Source organism: Rhodoplanes sp. P11, assembly GCF_964266735.1.
GTDB lineage: Bacteria > Pseudomonadota > Alphaproteobacteria > Rhizobiales > Xanthobacteraceae > Rhodoplanes > Rhodoplanes serenus.
Genome location: NZ_CAXWGY010000001.1, coordinates 1,647,096 through 1,663,015 on the forward strand (window position 1 = coordinate 1,647,096; position 15,920 = coordinate 1,663,015).

Sequence of the window (15,920 nt, forward strand, 5' to 3'; positions counted from 1 at the left end):
TGGGGGCCTTTCGGCGGAACTTGAGCGACGGCCGGTACGACGGCCGGGATAAAGAGGAGCAGGACGGGGATGAGCAGACGTCGCAGGAGGATGACGGGCGACACGGTGGTCTCCCTCGGAGGGAGGGGGTGCGGTTACCACCGTGCCGTGGACTTCACATATCGTAATTGATGAATATCAAAAGGCGCTGCGGCATTTGGTGTGCGGGGAGGCTGGTCGCCGATGGGCCTCCCACAGGCCGGCGGTTCGCCCGACCCGCGTCGCCTCATATGAAAACGGGGCCGGCACACGGCCGGCCCCTTGGCGATCCGAACGACGTCTCGGATCAGGCCGCGATGACAGCGACGATGTGCATGTTGCCCGGATCGACGATGACGATCTGGTCGCCGACCACGAAGTACTCGTAGGACCGCCACGCCGGATAGATCTCGATCACGCTCGCCGGGACGCGGGCGAGGCGCACCGAGCGCGGCACGGTGGTGCCCACCGACAGCGAGAAGTCGACGCTGTTGACCCGCGGCACATTGCTTTCGCGGATGATGGTCTGGTGAATGCGGGTGCGCTGCTCGCTGCTCAGGTTCACCGACGTGTTGGTCGAGGAGCCGGAGCGCTGCTCGGTCGTCGTCGTGGTGCTGCCGCCGCGCTGCTGATCCTGCCCGGTGCGGGTGCGGTCCTGGGTGCGGTCCGTCTCGGTGGTCCGGCCGCGATCCTGGCCGCTCTGGCTCCGCTCGGTCTCGGAGGTCCGGCCACGCTGCTGATCGCCGGAGCCGGAGCGATCCTGCCCGGTGCGCTGCTGGTCGCGCTGCTCGCCGGCCCGGTCGGAGCCGGTGCGCTGCTGCTCGCCGGCACCCGAGCGTTGGCCCGCCGAGCCGCCGTCACGCGCACCCGGCGTCTGGGTGCCGGAGCCCGCACCCGAGCCGGCTCCCGAACCCTGCCCGCTGGTCTCGCGGCCACCCGACGCGCCCGTACCGCCCGACGCACCCGCGCCTCCACTGCCACCACTCTGCGCGACCGCGAGGGTCGTGCCCGCCACCAGGGCGGAGATCGCAGTCGCGATCAACAAGCGATTCTTCGTCATAGGCTGTCCTCCTGGTCGGTCTGTTCGACCCTTGATGCCGGGGTTTGCCGACGAGGATCGAACGTTCCGCCCGGAAGCAGGTTCCTGAGAACTTGCGGACCGCGCCACGTCACCACAGGAATGCCGCATTGGCCGGGTCCCTGGCGGGGCAGGGGGAGCTGCGCCGGATCGCAATCCGGCGATGCATTCCGATCCCAGACGCGCCAAGGTATCGGACCCGCGACGTGATTCGCGGGGGCTGCGACGTGGTTCAGACGGCCGTGACGGCGTCACGGTTCACAGGAGGTTCGATGGTCCGCTTGCTTGCCGTTCTGCTGATCGCCCCCGCGCTACTCGCCTCGTCGGCCGCGGTCGCACAGTCGGGATTTCCGCTGCCGCTGAACACCCGCGGCACCGACGAGGATCAGAAGGCGTGTCACAACGACGCCGTGAAGCTCTGCAAGAGCGTCCTCGGTGACGACATGGCGGTATTGAGCTGCTTTCAGAGCCAGCGGGCCCGCCTGAGCGTGCCGTGCCGGCGCGTGCTCGAGAAGTACGGGCAGTAGCCGGTCTGCACAGACGGGTTCGTCCCGAACCGATCCGCGGCGCCGGCTGGTCTGGCGCCGCTTTTTCTTTGGGCGTCTGATGGGCGCGCCTTTGGCCGAAGGCGGGAGCCGGATCTCGTATCAGCCGATCCGCAACACCACGTTCCCCACCACCCGGCCGCTCTCCACCATCTCGTGCGCCGCCGCGGCCGCCTCGAGCGGCAGCACCTCGGCGATGTTGTGGGCGAGGCGATTGGCCGCCAGCGCATCGCCGATGGTGGTGAGCGCCACGGCGCGCTCCTGGTCCGACAGCTCGTACACGAAGACGAAGCGCAGCGTGATCGCGTTGCTGAGACAGAAGTAGAGCGGCACCGGCCCCTCCATGGCGCCGGTACCGTAGATCACCGCGGTGCCCTTGGGCCGCAGCACGGTCGGCAGCAGGCCCGCATTGGCCGCGATGTCGAGCTCGATCACCGCGTCGACGCCGGCTCCGCCGGTCAGCTCGGCGACGGCGGCGCCGACATCCTCACGGCGGTAATTCACCACATGATCGGCGCCGGCCGCGCGCGCCATCTCGGCCTTGGCGGGCGACGACACCGTCGTGATGACGACGGCGCCGCGCGCCTTGGCGAACTGGATGGCATAGTGCGACACCGCGCCGGCGCCGCCGCTGATCAGCAATGTCGAGCCGGCCCACGTCTCGGCGGTGGCCACCACATGGGCCGCGGTCATTGCCGGAATGCCCAGGCAGGCGCCGGCCTCGAAGCTCACCGCGTCCGGCAGCGACACCGCGCAGGCGGCCGGCACCGTGACGAACTCGGCTGCGGTTCCGAAGGCGCGCTTCCATTGGGCGTTCCACACCCACACGCGCTCGCCGATTCGGCTGGCCGGCACGCCCTGGCCGACCGCGTCGACCACGCCGGCACCGTCGCTGTGGGGGATCACCCGCGGCCAGGCGATCTTGCGGGTGCGGCCGGCGCGCGCCTTCACGTCGGACGGATTGACCCCGGAGGTGGCGAGCCGGACCCGCACCTCGCCGGGCTGCGGCTCCGGCACCGGCATGTCGCCGAAGGTGAGCACGTCGCGTGCCTCGCCGTTCCTCTCGTACCAGACGGTCCGCATGATGGCGCCTCTCTCTTGCGTGCCGCGCCGGCCGGACGCCGAAAGGCCCGGAACCCCGATCGCGGCGACCGGCTTGATCCGGCACATCATAGGGAGGACCCCATGCCGCACAACGATATCCGGGAGCATATGGACGTCGTCGGAGCCGACGATCTGCCGATCGGCACCGTCGACCGGGTCGACGGCGACCACATCAAGCTCGCCCGCACCGACCCCGAGGCCGGTGGCGAGCATCACCTGATTCCGATCGCCTGGGTCGAGGAGGTCGACGCCGACACGGTCCGCCTCAGCCTGGTGGCCGAGGACGTCATGGAGCAGTGGGAGCCGACTGGGCTCTAGCAGGCTAATTCTGCTTTCGATGGTTCCGAGCCGTGCGAAGGCGCGGAGCGCGCAACCATGGCCCCCGAGTTCCGTGACGCCTCGGACCGGGGCACGGAACCCGGGCAGCCGCGTCGGCTTCAGCGACTGGTCAGGCGATTCCACTGCTCGCGCACCTGGCCGACGGTGCGGTCGACCGATTCCTTGACCACCTCCCAGTTCACGAACGGACGGTCGGCCGGCGCGGCGACGCTGTCGCGCAGGAAGGCGCCGCCCACCGTGACGGCGATCCCGAGCAAGAAGGCCAGAAAGACACGCATGCGATGGTCTCCATTGAGGCGATCGCACCCACGGTAGCGCCGCAATGCAACCGAACCGGGGCGGGGCGGGGGCAGACGTCTAGGGCGCGTGGCGGCGGCGGGCGCGGCCGATCTGCCCACAGGCTTTGCACGTGCGAGAGCAAAAATGTTTCGCCGCGGCAGCGCGGGCATTATAGCTGCTCTGCGTGGCACCTCGCTTGCTGCCGGTGCATACGATGAGTATAAGCCGCGGCACGCTGGGCCGATGTAGGGGAGTTGACATGGCCGTCGAGCGCACTTTTTCCATTATCAAGCCGGATGCCACCGCCCGCAATCTGACGGGCGCGATCAATGCCATGATCGAGCAGTCCGGTCTTCGGATCGTCGCCCAGAAGCGCGTCCGCATCACCCGCGAGCAGGCGGAAACCTTCTATGCGGTGCACCGCCAGCGGCCGTTTTTCGGCGAGCTGGTCGATTTCATGATCTCCGGTCCCGTGGTGGTCCAGGTGCTCGAGGGCGAGGGCGCGATTGCGCGCTATCGTGACCTGATGGGTGCCACCGATCCGGCCAAGGCGGCCGAGGGGACGATCCGCAAGGCCCACGCCAAATCGATTGGTGAGAATTCGGTGCACGGCTCCGATGCCCCCGAGACTGCGGCAGTCGAGATCGCACAGTTCTTCTCCGGCAACGAGATCGTCGGCTGACGCTCGGGCTGAGATCGGTCCGGGTCGCGCGCTGGTTGTGGTTCGTTCCCTGAGGTAGTGTGGAGCGCGGCCGGGCCCAGGCCCGCCGCGGACGAGGCGAATCATGATCGCGGCCGACTATCTGAATCCTGCCTATTGGAGCGCACTGCTGCACAGCGGCCTGGCCGACATGGCCCAGCCCACGTTCTGGGTCGCGGTGGGCAAGATCATCTGGATCAACATCCTGCTCTCCGGCGACAATGCCGTGGTGATCGCCATGGCGTGCCGCGGCCTGCCCTCGCGGCAACGCTTCTGGGGCATGATTCTCGGTGCCGGCGTGGCGGTCGGGCTGCGCATCGTCTTCACCGTCATCATCGCGTCGCTGATGACGATGCCGTATCTCAAGCTCGTCGGCGGCATCGCGCTGTTCTACATCGCCTGCAAGCTCCTGGTGCCCGACGAAGCGCACGGCGAGATGGAGGCGGCCGATCATCTCTGGCGCGCCGTCCGCCTGGTGGCCGTCGCCGACATCGTCATGAGCCTCGACAACGTCATCGCCATCGCGGCGGCGGCGGGCGGTAGCATGCTGCTGCTGGTCTTCGGTCTCGCCGTCAGCATCCCGCTGATCATCGCGGGGGCCGCACTGATCATGGGTCTGCTCGATCGCTTCCCGATCCTGATCTGGGCCGGTGCGGCGCTGCTCGGCTGGATCACCGGCGAGGTGATCGCCACCGATCCGGCGATCGAGCCGCTGGTGGTGGCGCGCCTGGGTCCGGAAGGCGCCCATCAGTTCGAGCTGGCGCTCGCGGCGGTGTTCGCCGTGCTGGTGCTGGTGGTGGGCGGCCTGTGGCGTCGCTCCAAGCAGCAGCGGGCCGCAGTCGCCAAGCACGAGGCGTGAGGCGACCGGCCCGGCCGGCCGGGCTCGGGACAGACAAACGCGGGACAGAGAAAAATAAAGGCGGCTCCGGAGACCGGCGCCGCCTTTTTTGTTGCCGATGGACCGCCGGGTGGCGTCCGGCCGCGCACCCGTCCGGAGCTTATCGGCCCGCGGGCGGAGCCGCCCAGCTTGAAACCGCCCTGCACCGGCCGGCGTGAACCGGCCGGCGCGACCGCGGTGGCCGTCAGTCCGCTTCGCCGCCACGCAGCCGCAGGGCGAGCTTGACGATCTCCATCACCACCAGCAGCGAGGCGCCCACCAGGGTCGCCACCATCCAGTCGCCGAAGCCGAGCGGCACGGTCTGGAAGGCGGCCTGCATGAACGGCGCGTAGATCACCAGGAACTGCGCCGCGAGCGACAGGGCGACGGCCCCCAAGAGCCACGGATTGTCGAAGAAGCCCGCGAATGCGCTGCGGTGGGTCGAGCGGCTGTTGAAGACGTTGAAGAGCTGGAACATCATCAGCGTGGTGAACGCCATGGTGCGGGCCATCGCCTCGTCGGCCGGATTGGGCGCGGTGCCCGTGGCGTAGAGGGTGATCAGCCCGCCCGGATAATAGGCGTCGAGCACCGCCAGCGTTCCCACCATCATGACCGAGCCGACCCCGGCGATGCGCACCCAGTCGGCGCCGCCGATGACACCGGCGCCGCGCCGGCGCGGCCGCCGGTGCATCACGTCGGCGTCCTTGGGATCGATGCCGAGCGCCAGCGCGGGCGGGCCGTCGGTGATCAGGTTGATCCACAGGAGCTGGGCGGCGAGCAGCGGCAGGAACAGCCCGTGATTGGTCGAGGCGAGGCCGAGCAGGCCGGCGAACATCACGCCCGCGAACATGGTGAGCAGCTCGCCGGCGTTCGACGACAGCAGGTAGACCAGATACTTGCGGATGTTGTCGAAGATCCCGCGGCCTTCCTCGATGGCCTTGACGATGCTGGCGAAGTTGTCGTCGGTGAGGACCATGTCGGCGGCCTCCTTGGAGACGTCGGTGCCGGTGATCCCCATGGCGACGCCGATATTGGCGGTCTTCAGCGCCGGCGCGTCGTTGATGCCGTCGCCCGTCATGGCGACGATGTGGCCGCGGCGCTGGAGCGCCTCGACGATGCGCAGCTTGTGGTCGGGGTCGACGCGGGCGAACACCCGCACGTCCTCCACGATGGCGTCGAGATCGGCCTCGTTCATGGTCCGCAGCTCGGCCCCGGTGACGACGCGGGTGCCGGGCTCGACGATCGCCAGCTCGCGGGCGATCGCCTCGGCGGTCGCCGGATGGTCGCCGGTGATCATCACGGTGCGGATGTGGGCGGTGCGGGCCGTCGCCACCGCGGTGGCTGCCTCGGTGCGCGGCGGGTCGATCATGCCGACGAGGCCGAGCAGCACCAGCTCGTCCTCGATGTCCTCGGGCAGCTCGATGTCCCCGGTACGGCCGGCGGCCGCGGCGGCCGGATCGATCCCGAGGGTCGCGGCCTGCACGGTGCGCGTCGCGACCGCGAGGGTGCGCAGCGCCTGGCTGGCGAGCCCGTCGTTCTGCGCCGTGACGGCGGCACGGCCGGCGTCGTCGAGCGGCACCAGTCGGCTGCCGTCGAACATCTGCCGGCAGCGCGGCAGCAGCACCTCGGGGGCGCCCTTGACGCACAGCGTGAGGGTGCCGGGCGCGTCGCGATCGGCGTGCAGGGTGGCGTGGCGCTTGCGCTCCGAGGTGAACGGGATCTCGGCGATGCGCGGCAGGCGGGCGAGCGCCGCCTCGTCGAGACCGGCCTTGCGGGCCGCCACCACCAGGGCGCCCTCGGTCGGATCGCCCTGCACCAGCCAGCGGCCATCGCGGCAGACCAGCGCCGCGTCGTTGACGAGGGCGGCGGCGCGCAGCGTCCGCTCCACCGCCTCGGTCAGATCCGGGCGGCCGGCGAGCGGCTGGCCGTCGACCGTGAAGTCGCCTTCCGGCACGTAGCCGCTGCCGCCGACATCGACCGCGGTGCCGCCGGCCAGCACGGTGCGCACCGTCATCTCGTTGCGGGTGAGGGTGCCGGTCTTGTCGCTACAGATCACCGTGGCGGCGCCGAGCGTCTCCACCGCCGGTAGCTTACGCACGATGGCGTTGCTGGCCGCCATGCGGCGGACGCCGAGGCTCAGCCCGACCGTGACGATGGCCGGCAGCGCCTCCGGGATCGCCGCCACCGCGAGCGCGACGGCGAACAGGAACAGGCTCAGGATGGCGTCGAGATCGGTCACCGGGTTCTTCATCAGGCCGGTGGCGAAGACGACGGCGCAGATCGCCAGCATGATGATGCTCAGCCGCTTGCCGGTGCGGTCGAGCTCCTTCTGGAGCGGCGTCGCCTCCTTCTTGGCGCCTTCGAGCAGCTCGGCGATCTTGCCGACCTCGGTGCCCATGGCGGTGGCGACCACCACGGCGCGGCCGCGGCCATAGGTGGCGGTGGTGCCGGCGAACAGCATGTTCTTGCGGTCGCCGAGGCCGACATCGGCGTCGATGGCGGCGGCGTCCTTGCCGACCGGCACGCTCTCGCCCGTGAGGGCCGCCTCGTCGGTGCGCAGATTGGCGTCCTCGATCACCCTTGCGTCGGCCGGGATGCGGTCGCCGGCCTCCACCAGCAGCACGTCGCCGGGCACGATCAGGTGCGCCGGAATGCGCTGGCGCTCGCCGTCGCGCACCACCGTCGATTCGGGCGCCGCCAATGCCATCAGGGCGCGCACCGACTTCTCGGCCCGTGCCTCCTGGATGAAGCCGAGCAGCGCGTTGAGCAGCACGATCGCCATGATGACGATCGCCTCGTAGGGCAGGGCGCTCTCGCGCGGCTCCTCCAGAATCCACTCGACCGCCGAGATCACCGTGGCGACCAGCAGGATGATCACCAGGAAGTCCTGGAACTGCTCCAGCAGCCGGCGCCACCACGGCGTCTCGGGCGCGCTCTTGAGCTGGTTGGGCCCGTACTCGGCCAGGCGGCGCTCCGCCTCGGCGGAGGTCAGGCCGCGGGCGGCGTCGGAGCCGAGACCGGCCACCACCACGTCGACCGGCAGACGGTGGGGTGGCGCCGCGGTCGCCGCCAGCTCGGGCGGAGGCGCACGGCCCGGCTCTTGTGCGTGAAGGGGAGCGACGGGCGCGGCGTAGGGCTGGTTCATCGTGCTGGACTTTCGCAGGCCCAGGGCCGGCGTCGGGCCGGAGCCGGACGCCGGAAGCGGTGGGCGACGGTGGTGAGGCGAGCTTTCACGGCGGTCTCGCTCGGCCGTGCGGGGGATCGGGTGCGGGCGACCGCCGGGGCGGCCGCCGGAGGTCAGGGCCCGAGCCAGCGGGCCGCGTGATCGAGGTCCGCGAAGATCGCGGCCGCGGCGCCGACCAGCGCGAAGGCGCCGGCGACATCGCGAAGCGTCGGGCTCGTGGGCCGGGAGACCGCGGACGCCGAGAGCAGCCGGGTCGTGACCGTGAGCGTCAGGGACAGCACGAAGGCCGACAGGGCGAAGGCGGGCAGCACCAGGGCCGGGGGCATCAGCCAGGCCGAGAGGGCCAGCGGCAGCGCCAAGGCGAGCGAGGCCAGGGCGAGCAGCCGCGCCGGTCGCGGCATCCGCAGGCTTGGCCTGTCGGGCCAGCGCGACGCCGTCTTCACAGGGGACATCGGAGTCTCCAGGGGCCCGGCCATCGGGTCTCGACCGTCCAGGTCGTTGCGAGGGCGCCCGGATACCCGGATCGGCAACTCAGGTATCGATAAGGACGCGAACGATAGCGACGCGAACACTATGGCGGGGCGAGTTGCAGTGGAACGAGCATTTCAACTCGGGCGCCCAATATTTTAGCGCCGGGCTGCGACATCCTGTAAGGGTGGGTTCCGGGGGGTATTTCTACAGGGGTGACGGCAACCCCATGGTTCGCTGTAAAGCATGCTTTACGCTCCGGTTTCCGTCGCGGCGCGTCGCAGTCGCAGAGCATGGTGCGGTGCGGTACAGTGGCGTTACTTTAGATCGTCAGATGGGACGCTGTTTCGCAAAAGAACATCCGGTCCAAAGTCGGCGCTTTCAACTTGCGTCCCTCGCGGTTCTGGCGTTTAGTGCGTCGGCAATCGGTTTTTGGCCGCTCCGGCCCGAAGTGCGTCCGCAGGCGCCGACGTATCGGAACTCCCCAAAAATCCGGGTTGTCACGCGATATGCAAGAGATTGCATGTCGTGATCATCGCGACGTCAGACTTGATCAGGAGACCGACGATGCAAAAAGGCACCGTCAAATGGTTCAACCCCACCAAGGGCTATGGGTTCATCCGGCCGTCGACCGGGGATAAGGATGTCTTCGTCCACATCTCCGCGGTCGAGCGCGCCGGCCTCAGCACCCTGAACGAGGGTCAGGTGGTCGAGTACGAACTCGTCACCAACCGCGGCAAGACCTCCGCGGAGAACCTCAAGGTCGCGTAAGCGACAGGGCCGGCTCGTCCGGCTTGCGGGTGTGTCCCGTAGCCCCCGGTTCGCCGGGGGTTTTTTTATGGCCCGGCGGCTGCTCCGGGCGCCGTGGATCAGGCGGCGGCGACGAGCTCGCCGTAGTCGGGAAAGTAGCGCTCCGCCATGCGCCCGACATAGCGGCGCAGAGGGCCGTGGCGCTCGGCCGCGGTGCGCAGCGGGGTGACGAATTGCGGGCACAGCGCATGGGCCGCGAAGGCGAACATCGTGGCGTCGACCGTGGTGGGCGCGTCGCCCATGAAATACGGCTTGTCGCCCAGATACTCGGCGATGGCGTCGATGGAGCGGGTGGCGAGGCGCAGCAGGTCCTCGGGGGCATGCCGGGCGAGCCCCTGACCGTGCAGATCGCGGCGCACGCCACGGCGAACCATGGCGATCACCACGGGCCGCAGCGGCGCCGGCAGCGAGGCGAAGAACTGCCGCGGGCCGCGATCGAAATTGGCGTCGTCGACCCAGCGGGCATGGACCAGCGCCCAGTACAGATGCTCCTCGGCCATGCGTTCGAACGCCCAGGCGACGGCGCGCTCCCGGTCGCTCAAGCCGCGGTCGAGGGCGAGGCCGTACTTCTTCTCCAGATGCCAGCGGATCAGAGTCGAATCGGCGATCACGGCCCCGTCGTCGTCGATATAAGGCAGCTTGCCCTTGGGCGCCTTGCGCAGGTTGCCGAGGGCAACCCGGTAAGGCACGCCGGCCATCTTCAGCAGCGTCTCCGCCTTCATCACGAAGGCGCTGGGATCGGGCAGGCCGAAGGCCGGGCCGAAGCCGTACAGCGTGATCATCGGGGTCCTCGGGACGGGGGGCGTCGAGGGGCGCGACTGTCGGGGCGCCGCGTGGCGACTTCGTGGCGGGTGCCGCCGGACGACAGCCGGCCGGTCCGGACGGCGATCATCAGCCGCCGGGGGCGACCAGCACCCGGTCGGGTGTCGGGACGCCGGCGATCCGGCAGCGGTCGGCCGTCACCGTGATGCGGCCCTCGGCCAGCCAGCGCAGCGCCAGCGGATAGATGCGGTGCTCCACCGCCAGCACCCGGGTCGCCAGGGTGTCGGGGGTGTCGTCGTCGCCGACCGCGACGGCGCCTTGAACGATGATCGGGCCGGAGTCCATCTCAGGGACCACGAGGTGCACGGTGGCGCCGTGCAGCCGCACCCCGGCGGCGAGGGCGCGGGCGTGGGTGTCGAGCCCCTTGAAGGCCGGCAGCAGGGCGGGGTGGACGTTGATCATCCGCCCCTCCCAGCGCCCGACGAACCACGGGGTGAGCAGCCGCATGAAGCCGGCGAGGCACACACAGGCGATGTCGTGGGCTTCGAGCGTCGCGTGAAGGACCTGCTCGAACGCCTCGCGATTCTTACCGAAATCCTTGTGATCGATCACCTTGGTGGCGATCCCGGCAGCGGCCGCGCGGGCAAGCCCCGCGGCATCCGGCCGGTTCGACAGCACCAGCGCGATCTCGGCCGGGAAGGCCGGATCGGCGGCTGCCTCGATCAGCGCCACCATGTTGGAGCCGCGGCCCGAGATCAGGATCGCCACCCGCATGCGGGCGCGCTGCGCGCTCTCGATATCCACCGCGCTGGCCGCCATGGTCACGCCTCCAGGGCGAGCCGGCCCGTGTAGGTCACCCGCTCGTCGCCCGTGGCCGCACCCACCGTGCCGATCCGCGTCACCCGCTCGCCGGCCCGGGTCAGCGCCGCCGCCACCGCGTCGGCATCCTCGGGGGCCGTCACGGCGATCATGCCGATGCCGCAGTTGAAGGTGCGCAGCATCTCGGCCGGCGCCACCTCACCGGCGGCGGCGAGCCAGCGGAACACCGGCGGCACCGGGATGGCGTCGAGATCGATGCGCACGCCCTGGCCCTTGCCCAGCACCCGCGGAATGTTATCGGGGAAGCCGCCGCCGGTGATGTGGGCGAACGCCTTGACGGCCCGGGTCTCGCGCAGCGCCGTCAGGCAGCCGGCCACATAGATGCGGGTCGGCGTCAGCAGCGCCTCGCCGAGCGAGCGGGCCGGATCGAACGGAGCCGGCGCCTCCCAGGCGAGGCCGGAGCGCGCCACGATGCGGCGCACCAGCGAGTAGCCGTTGGAGTGGACCCCGGAGGAGGCCAGCCCGAGCACCACGTCGCCGGCGGCGACCGGGCGCGGCAGCAGGCCGCCGCGCTCGGCGGCGCCGACCGCGAAGCCGGCGAGGTCGTAGTCGTCGCCCTGGTAGACCCCCGGCATCTCGGCGGTCTCGCCGCCGATCAGGGCGCAGCCGGCTTGCCGGCAACCCTCGGCGATGCCCGACACGATGCGGGCGGCGCGCTCCGGATCGAGCCGGCCGCAGGCGAAATAATCGAGGAAGAAGAGCGGTTCGGCGCCCTGCACCACGAGATCGTTGACCGACATGGCGACGAGGTCGATGCCGATGGTGTCGTGGTGGCCGGTGTCCACCGCGATCTTGACCTTGGTGCCGACCCCGTCGGTGGCGGCGACCAGCACCGGATCGGTGAAACCGGCCGGCTTGAGGTCGAAGACGGCGCCGAATCCGCCGATCTCGGCGTCGGCGCCCGGCCGGCGGGTGGCCCGCACCAGCGGCTTGATCAGGTCGACCAGCCGGTTGCCGGCATCGATGTCGACACCCGCGTCGGCGTAGGTCAGGCCCGGACGGCGGCTCTCACTCATGGACGATCTCACGCAGCCCGTGACGATTGGATGCGGGGTGGTACGTGGGAATCGGGCCTAGCGCAATGTTGCCGATCACAATATGAAGCCCGAGGGCTCGCGCCCGGGAGGGTTGCCGGAAGCTGCGAGCCGGGGTGTGATCGTGAATCTCCCGAATGTCGTAACTATTGCGCGTATCCTGCTGGTTCCCGTGCTGGTCTGGGCCATCGCGGCGAACGAGATGCGGCTCGCCTTTCTGCTGTTCCTGGCCGCTGGCCTGAGCGACGCCATCGACGGCTTCCTGGCCAAGCGGTTCGGCATGACCACCGAGTTCGGGGCGCATCTCGACCCCCTGGCCGACAAGGCGCTGATCATCGCCATCTTCGTCGGGCTCGGCATGGTCGGCGCCATCCCGCTGTGGCTGGTGATCCTGGTGGTCTCCCGCGATGTCCTGATCGTCGCGGCCGTCATGTTCACGCTGCTGCTCGGTCGGCCCATCAAGGTGCGGCCGCTGTGGGTGTCGAAGCTGAACACGGTGGTGCAGATCGTCTTCGCCTCGGTGGTGCTGGCGGCGCTGGGCTTCGGCTTCGACGCGCAGCCGGTGCAGGCCGTGCTGATGTACCTGGTGGCGGCGCTGACGCTGGTGTCGATCGGCTTCTACACCCGGGAGTGGGTGCACCACATGAACGCCACGGAAGGCGAGCCCGGCTGATGGCGGACCGCGGGGCCGAGCCGGAGCAGCTCGCCTTCGGCTTCGACCATCCGGAGAGCCTGGCCCGCGACGACTTCCTGCGCGGGCCGTCGAACGCCGCCGCCCTCGACGCCGTCGACCGCTGGCCCGACTGGCCGGCGCGCGCGCTGGTGCTGGCCGGGCCGGACGGTGCCGGCAAGACCCATCTGGCGGCGATCTGGGCGGCCCGGGCGGACGCCCGCATCGTTCCGGCCGCGGCGCTCGACGCGGCCGGGGTGCCGGCGGCGCTCGCCACCGGCGCCCTGGTGATCGAGGATGCCGGCCCCGGGCTCGACGAGGTGGCGCTGTTCCATCTGCTCAATCTGGCCCGCGAGGCCGGGGCCTTCCTGCTGCTGACGACACGGACGCCGCCGGCCGCCTGGCCGCTGCGCCTGCCCGATCTGCGGTCGCGGCTGCGCGCCCTGCCGGTGCTGTCGCTGGCCGCGCCCGACGACGCGCTCCTGCGGGCCGTGCTGGTGAAGCTGTTCGCCGATCGCCAGCTCGCCGTCGACGACGGCCTCCTGACCTATCTGGAGCGGCGGATCGAGCGCTCGTTCACGGCCGCCCGGGCCGTGGTGGCGCGCCTCGACGACGAGGGCCTGCGGCGGCAGCGGCCGGTGACCCGGGCGCTCGCCGTGGAGCTGCTGGGGAATGGCGAGCCGGACGAGGACGACGACCCGGAGCCGGAGGGCGGGGCGGCGGCGGATGCCGACCGGCGCCCGGGAGCGTAGCGGCCGCCGGCGGGCCGGCAGCCGCGACTAGCCGCCGCCGGATCGGCCGCCGCGGTCGGCGGGCGCGACTTCCCGTCCGCGTCATCCTTCGGTCCAGGACTGGCCTTAGGTCTCGTCCAACCCCATAGTCGGAGGTCTGGCGGTATGGCACGGCGACTCGCGGAGCGGCCGAGCATGGGCAGGACGAGCATGGTCGATCAGCAGAGTCTCGAACAGACGGCAGCGTGGCCCGGCGAGCAGGGCCTGGCGCCCGTCGCCCGCGACGCCGCGCGGCCCGGGACGACGCTCGACCCCGACCGCTTCATCAACCGGGAGCTGTCGTGGCTCCAGTTCAATCGGCGGGTCCTGGAGGAGTCGGCCAATCGGCACCATCCCCTGCTGGAGCGGGTCCGGTTCCTGTCGATCTCGGCCAACAATCTGGACGAGTTCTTCATGGTCCGGGTCGCCGGCCTCAAGGGGCAGGTGCGCGAAGGCATCGTGACCAAGAGCCCCGACGGACTCACCCCGGGCGAGCAGCTCGCGCGCATCAACGAGAGCGTCAAGGTGCTGGGCGAGGAGCAGCAGCGCCTGTGGCGCGAGCTGAAGGAGGAGCTGGCGGCCCAGCGGATCGACTTCGTCGAGGCGCCGGATCTCAAGAAGGCCGAGCGGGCCTGGCTCGAGGATTATTTTCTCCACCACATCTTTCCGGTGCTGACGCCGCTCGCCATCGACCCGGCGCACCCGTTCCCGTTCATCCCCAATTTCGGCTTTTCGCTCGCCCTCCAGCTCGCCCGCGGCCGCGACGGCCGGGCCATGAACGCGCTGATCCGCATGCCGTCCAAGATCGAGCGCTTCATCCGGCTCGCCGGCGGCGACGAGGCGTCCGGGCAGGTGCGCCTGATCACGCTGGAGCACACCATCGCGCTGTTCACGCCGCGGCTGTTCCCCGGCTACGTGCTCAAGGGGCAGGCCGGATTCCGGGTGCTGCGCGACTCCGAGGTGGAGATCGAGGAGGAGGCGGAGGACCTCGTTCTCCTCTACGAGACGGCGCTCAAGCGCCGCCGCCGCGGCTCGGTGATCCGGCTCGAGCTCGACGCCGCCATGCCGGCCGACCTGCAACGGTTCGTCCAGCGCGAGCTGGCGGTCGCCGACGACGAGGTGTTCCTGGTCGACGGGGTGCTGGCGCTCTCCGAGCTGTCGCAGCTCTCCGCTCTTGATCGCCCCGACCTCGAATTCGTCCCCTACAATCCGCGCTTTCCAGAGCGCATCCGCGACCATGCGGGCGATTGCTTTGCGGCGATCCGGCAGAAGGACCTGATCGTCCATCACCCCTACGAGTCGTTCGACGTCGTCGTCCAGTTTCTCCAGCAGGCGGCCCGCGACCCCGACGTGGTGGCGATCAAGCAGACGCTCTACCGCACCTCCAAGGACTCGCCGATCGTCAAGGCGCTGGCCGAGGCGGCCGAGGCCGGCAAGTCGGTCACTGCCGTGGTCGAGCTGAAGGCGCGCTTCGACGAGGAGGCCAACATTCGTTGGGCCAAGGACCTGGAGCGCGCCGGCGCTCAGGTGGTCTACGGCTTCATCGAGCTGAAGACCCACGCCAAGCTGTCGCTGGTGGTCCGCCGCGAGAGCGGCAAGCCGCTCTCCTATGTGCACACCGGCACCGGCAACTATCACCCGCAGACCGCGCGGGTCTACACGGACCTGTCGTTCTTCACGGCCGATCCGGCGATCGCCCGCGATGTCGCCCGCGTGTTCAACTTCATCACCGGCTATGCCGAGCCGGCCGGGCTGGAGCGGCTCGCGGTGTCGCCGCTCGACCTGCGCACCCGCATGCTCACCCACATCGCCGAGGAGACCGCCCATGCCCGGGCCGGACGGCCGGCCGCGATCTGGATGAAGATGAACTCGCTGGTCGACCCCGGCATCATCGATGCCCTCTACGAGGCGTCGCAGGCCGGCGTGCCGATCGATCTCGTGGTGCGCGGCATCTGCTGCCTGCGGCCGGGCGTGCCGGGGCTCTCCGACAACATCCGGGTCAAGTCGATCATCGGCCGTTTCCTGGAGCACGGCCGCATCTACTGCTTCGGCAACGGCCACGGCCTGCCGCACGCCAAGGCCCATGTCTACATCTCGTCGGCCGACATGATGCCCCGCAACCTGGACCGCCGGGTCGAGGTGCTGTGCCCGATCCTCAATCCGACCGTGCACGAGCAGGTGCTCGACCAGATCATGATGGCCAACTTCAAGGACAACGAGCAGAGCTGGACGCTCTTGCCGGACGGCGGCTCGACCCGTATGAAGGCGGCCTCGGGCGAGGAGCCCTTCAACGCGCACAAGTACTTCATGACCAACCCCAGCCTGTCCGGACGCGGCAAGTCGGTGAAGGACTCGTCGCCGCGCAGCTTCACCCGGCGGGGAGACCGTGCCTAGGCGCGCCCC

16 protein-coding genes are annotated in these 15,920 nt (G+C 70.1%); 8 read left to right on the forward strand and 8 right to left on the reverse strand.

Translation table 11 applies throughout. The annotated features are described in order from the left end of the window. Window positions 1-325 precede the first annotated feature (325 nt). Complete coding sequence (locus ACFQUV_RS07485; RefSeq protein WP_378394487.1) at window positions 326-1,078, reverse strand: DUF1236 domain-containing protein; 753 nt, start codon at window positions 1,076-1,078, stop codon at window positions 326-328. A 290-nt stretch (window positions 1,079-1,368) separates the two neighbouring features. On the opposite strand from ACFQUV_RS07485, the gene ACFQUV_RS07490 reads away from it, so the two are divergent. Continuing rightward, window positions 1,369-1,623: a hypothetical protein gene (locus tag ACFQUV_RS07490; protein ID WP_111388466.1), complete on the forward strand. Its 255-nt coding sequence runs from the start codon at window positions 1,369-1,371 to the stop codon at window positions 1,621-1,623. A gap of 120 nt (window positions 1,624-1,743) precedes the next feature. Here ACFQUV_RS07490 and ACFQUV_RS07495 read toward each other — a convergent pair whose 3' ends face one another. Next, window positions 1,744-2,724, reverse strand: coding sequence for an NADPH:quinone reductase (locus ACFQUV_RS07495; RefSeq protein WP_129607234.1), 981 nt, complete (start codon window positions 2,722-2,724; stop codon window positions 1,744-1,746). 102 nt (window positions 2,725-2,826) lie between these two features. On the opposite strand from ACFQUV_RS07495, the gene ACFQUV_RS07500 reads away from it, so the two are divergent. Further along, window positions 2,827-3,063, forward strand: a complete 237-nt coding sequence (locus ACFQUV_RS07500) for a DUF2171 domain-containing protein (protein WP_111388465.1) — start codon at window positions 2,827-2,829, stop codon at window positions 3,061-3,063. A gap of 119 nt (window positions 3,064-3,182) precedes the next feature. Here ACFQUV_RS07500 and ACFQUV_RS07505 read toward each other — a convergent pair whose 3' ends face one another. Beyond that, window positions 3,183-3,362 carry a hypothetical protein gene (locus ACFQUV_RS07505; RefSeq protein WP_111388463.1) on the reverse strand — a complete coding sequence of 60 codons (180 nt, stop codon included), beginning with the start codon at window positions 3,360-3,362 and terminating at the stop codon, window positions 3,183-3,185. Between the two features lie 260 nt (window positions 3,363-3,622). Here ACFQUV_RS07505 and ndk point away from each other — a divergent pair, with 260 nt between their 5' ends. Further along, window positions 3,623-4,045, forward strand: a complete 423-nt coding sequence (gene ndk / locus ACFQUV_RS07510) for a nucleoside-diphosphate kinase (protein ID WP_129610684.1) — start codon at window positions 3,623-3,625, stop codon at window positions 4,043-4,045. A gap of 103 nt (window positions 4,046-4,148) precedes the next feature. Next, a complete protein-coding gene (locus ACFQUV_RS07515) occupies window positions 4,149-4,922 on the forward strand; it encodes a TerC family protein (RefSeq protein WP_129610683.1) in 774 nt (257 codons plus the stop codon). Window positions 4,923-5,145: 223 nt separating this feature from the next. Here the strand turns inward: ACFQUV_RS07515 and ACFQUV_RS07520 are convergent, their stop codons facing one another. Both ACFQUV_RS07520 and ACFQUV_RS07525 read right to left on the reverse strand, forming a co-directional pair. Next, on the reverse strand, window positions 5,146-8,085 hold the full coding sequence (locus ACFQUV_RS07520) for a cation-translocating P-type ATPase (protein WP_129610682.1): 2,940 nt from the start codon (window positions 8,083-8,085) through the stop codon (window positions 5,146-5,148). Window positions 8,086-8,237: 152 nt separating this feature from the next. After that, on the reverse strand, window positions 8,238-8,576 hold the full coding sequence (locus tag ACFQUV_RS07525) for a hypothetical protein (protein WP_129610681.1): 339 nt from the start codon (window positions 8,574-8,576) through the stop codon (window positions 8,238-8,240). Window positions 8,577-9,159: 583 nt separating this feature from the next. On the opposite strand from ACFQUV_RS07525, the gene ACFQUV_RS07530 reads away from it, so the two are divergent. After that, a complete protein-coding gene (locus ACFQUV_RS07530; protein ID WP_008385467.1) occupies window positions 9,160-9,363 on the forward strand; it encodes a cold-shock protein in 204 nt (67 codons plus the stop codon). A gap of 98 nt (window positions 9,364-9,461) precedes the next feature. On the opposite strand, the gene ACFQUV_RS07535 is transcribed toward ACFQUV_RS07530, so the two are convergent. The 3 genes from ACFQUV_RS07535 to purM all read right to left on the reverse strand — a co-directional run bounded on the left by ACFQUV_RS07535 (window position 9,462) and on the right by purM (window position 12,059). Continuing rightward, window positions 9,462-10,184: a glutathione S-transferase C-terminal domain-containing protein gene (locus ACFQUV_RS07535; protein ID WP_129610680.1), complete on the reverse strand. Its 723-nt coding sequence runs from the start codon at window positions 10,182-10,184 to the stop codon at window positions 9,462-9,464. A gap of 109 nt (window positions 10,185-10,293) precedes the next feature. Beyond that, complete coding sequence (gene purN / locus ACFQUV_RS07540; protein ID WP_129610679.1) at window positions 10,294-10,983, reverse strand: phosphoribosylglycinamide formyltransferase; 690 nt, start codon at window positions 10,981-10,983, stop codon at window positions 10,294-10,296. A gap of 2 nt (window positions 10,984-10,985) precedes the next feature. Continuing rightward, the gene (gene purM / locus ACFQUV_RS07545; protein ID WP_129610678.1) at window positions 10,986-12,059 is read right to left on the reverse strand and encodes a phosphoribosylformylglycinamidine cyclo-ligase; all 1,074 of its coding nucleotides are present in this window, start codon (window positions 12,057-12,059) and stop codon (window positions 10,986-10,988) included. 142 nt (window positions 12,060-12,201) lie between these two features. On the opposite strand from purM, the gene ACFQUV_RS07550 reads away from it, so the two are divergent. The 3 genes from ACFQUV_RS07550 to ACFQUV_RS07560 all read left to right on the forward strand — a co-directional run bounded on the left by ACFQUV_RS07550 (window position 12,202) and on the right by ACFQUV_RS07560 (window position 15,911). After that, entirely contained in the window at window positions 12,202-12,750 is a 549-nt protein-coding gene (locus ACFQUV_RS07550; protein ID WP_111387297.1) for a CDP-alcohol phosphatidyltransferase family protein, read from the forward strand. Further along, the gene (locus ACFQUV_RS07555; RefSeq protein WP_244601683.1) at window positions 12,750-13,499 is read left to right on the forward strand and encodes a chromosomal replication initiator DnaA; all 750 of its coding nucleotides are present in this window, start codon (window positions 12,750-12,752) and stop codon (window positions 13,497-13,499) included. Before ACFQUV_RS07550 ends, ACFQUV_RS07555 begins: the two co-directional genes overlap by 1 nt. A gap of 174 nt (window positions 13,500-13,673) precedes the next feature. Continuing rightward, the gene (locus ACFQUV_RS07560) at window positions 13,674-15,911 is read left to right on the forward strand and encodes an RNA degradosome polyphosphate kinase (protein ID WP_244601682.1); all 2,238 of its coding nucleotides are present in this window, start codon (window positions 13,674-13,676) and stop codon (window positions 15,909-15,911) included. Window positions 15,912-15,920: the final 9 nt, after the last annotated feature.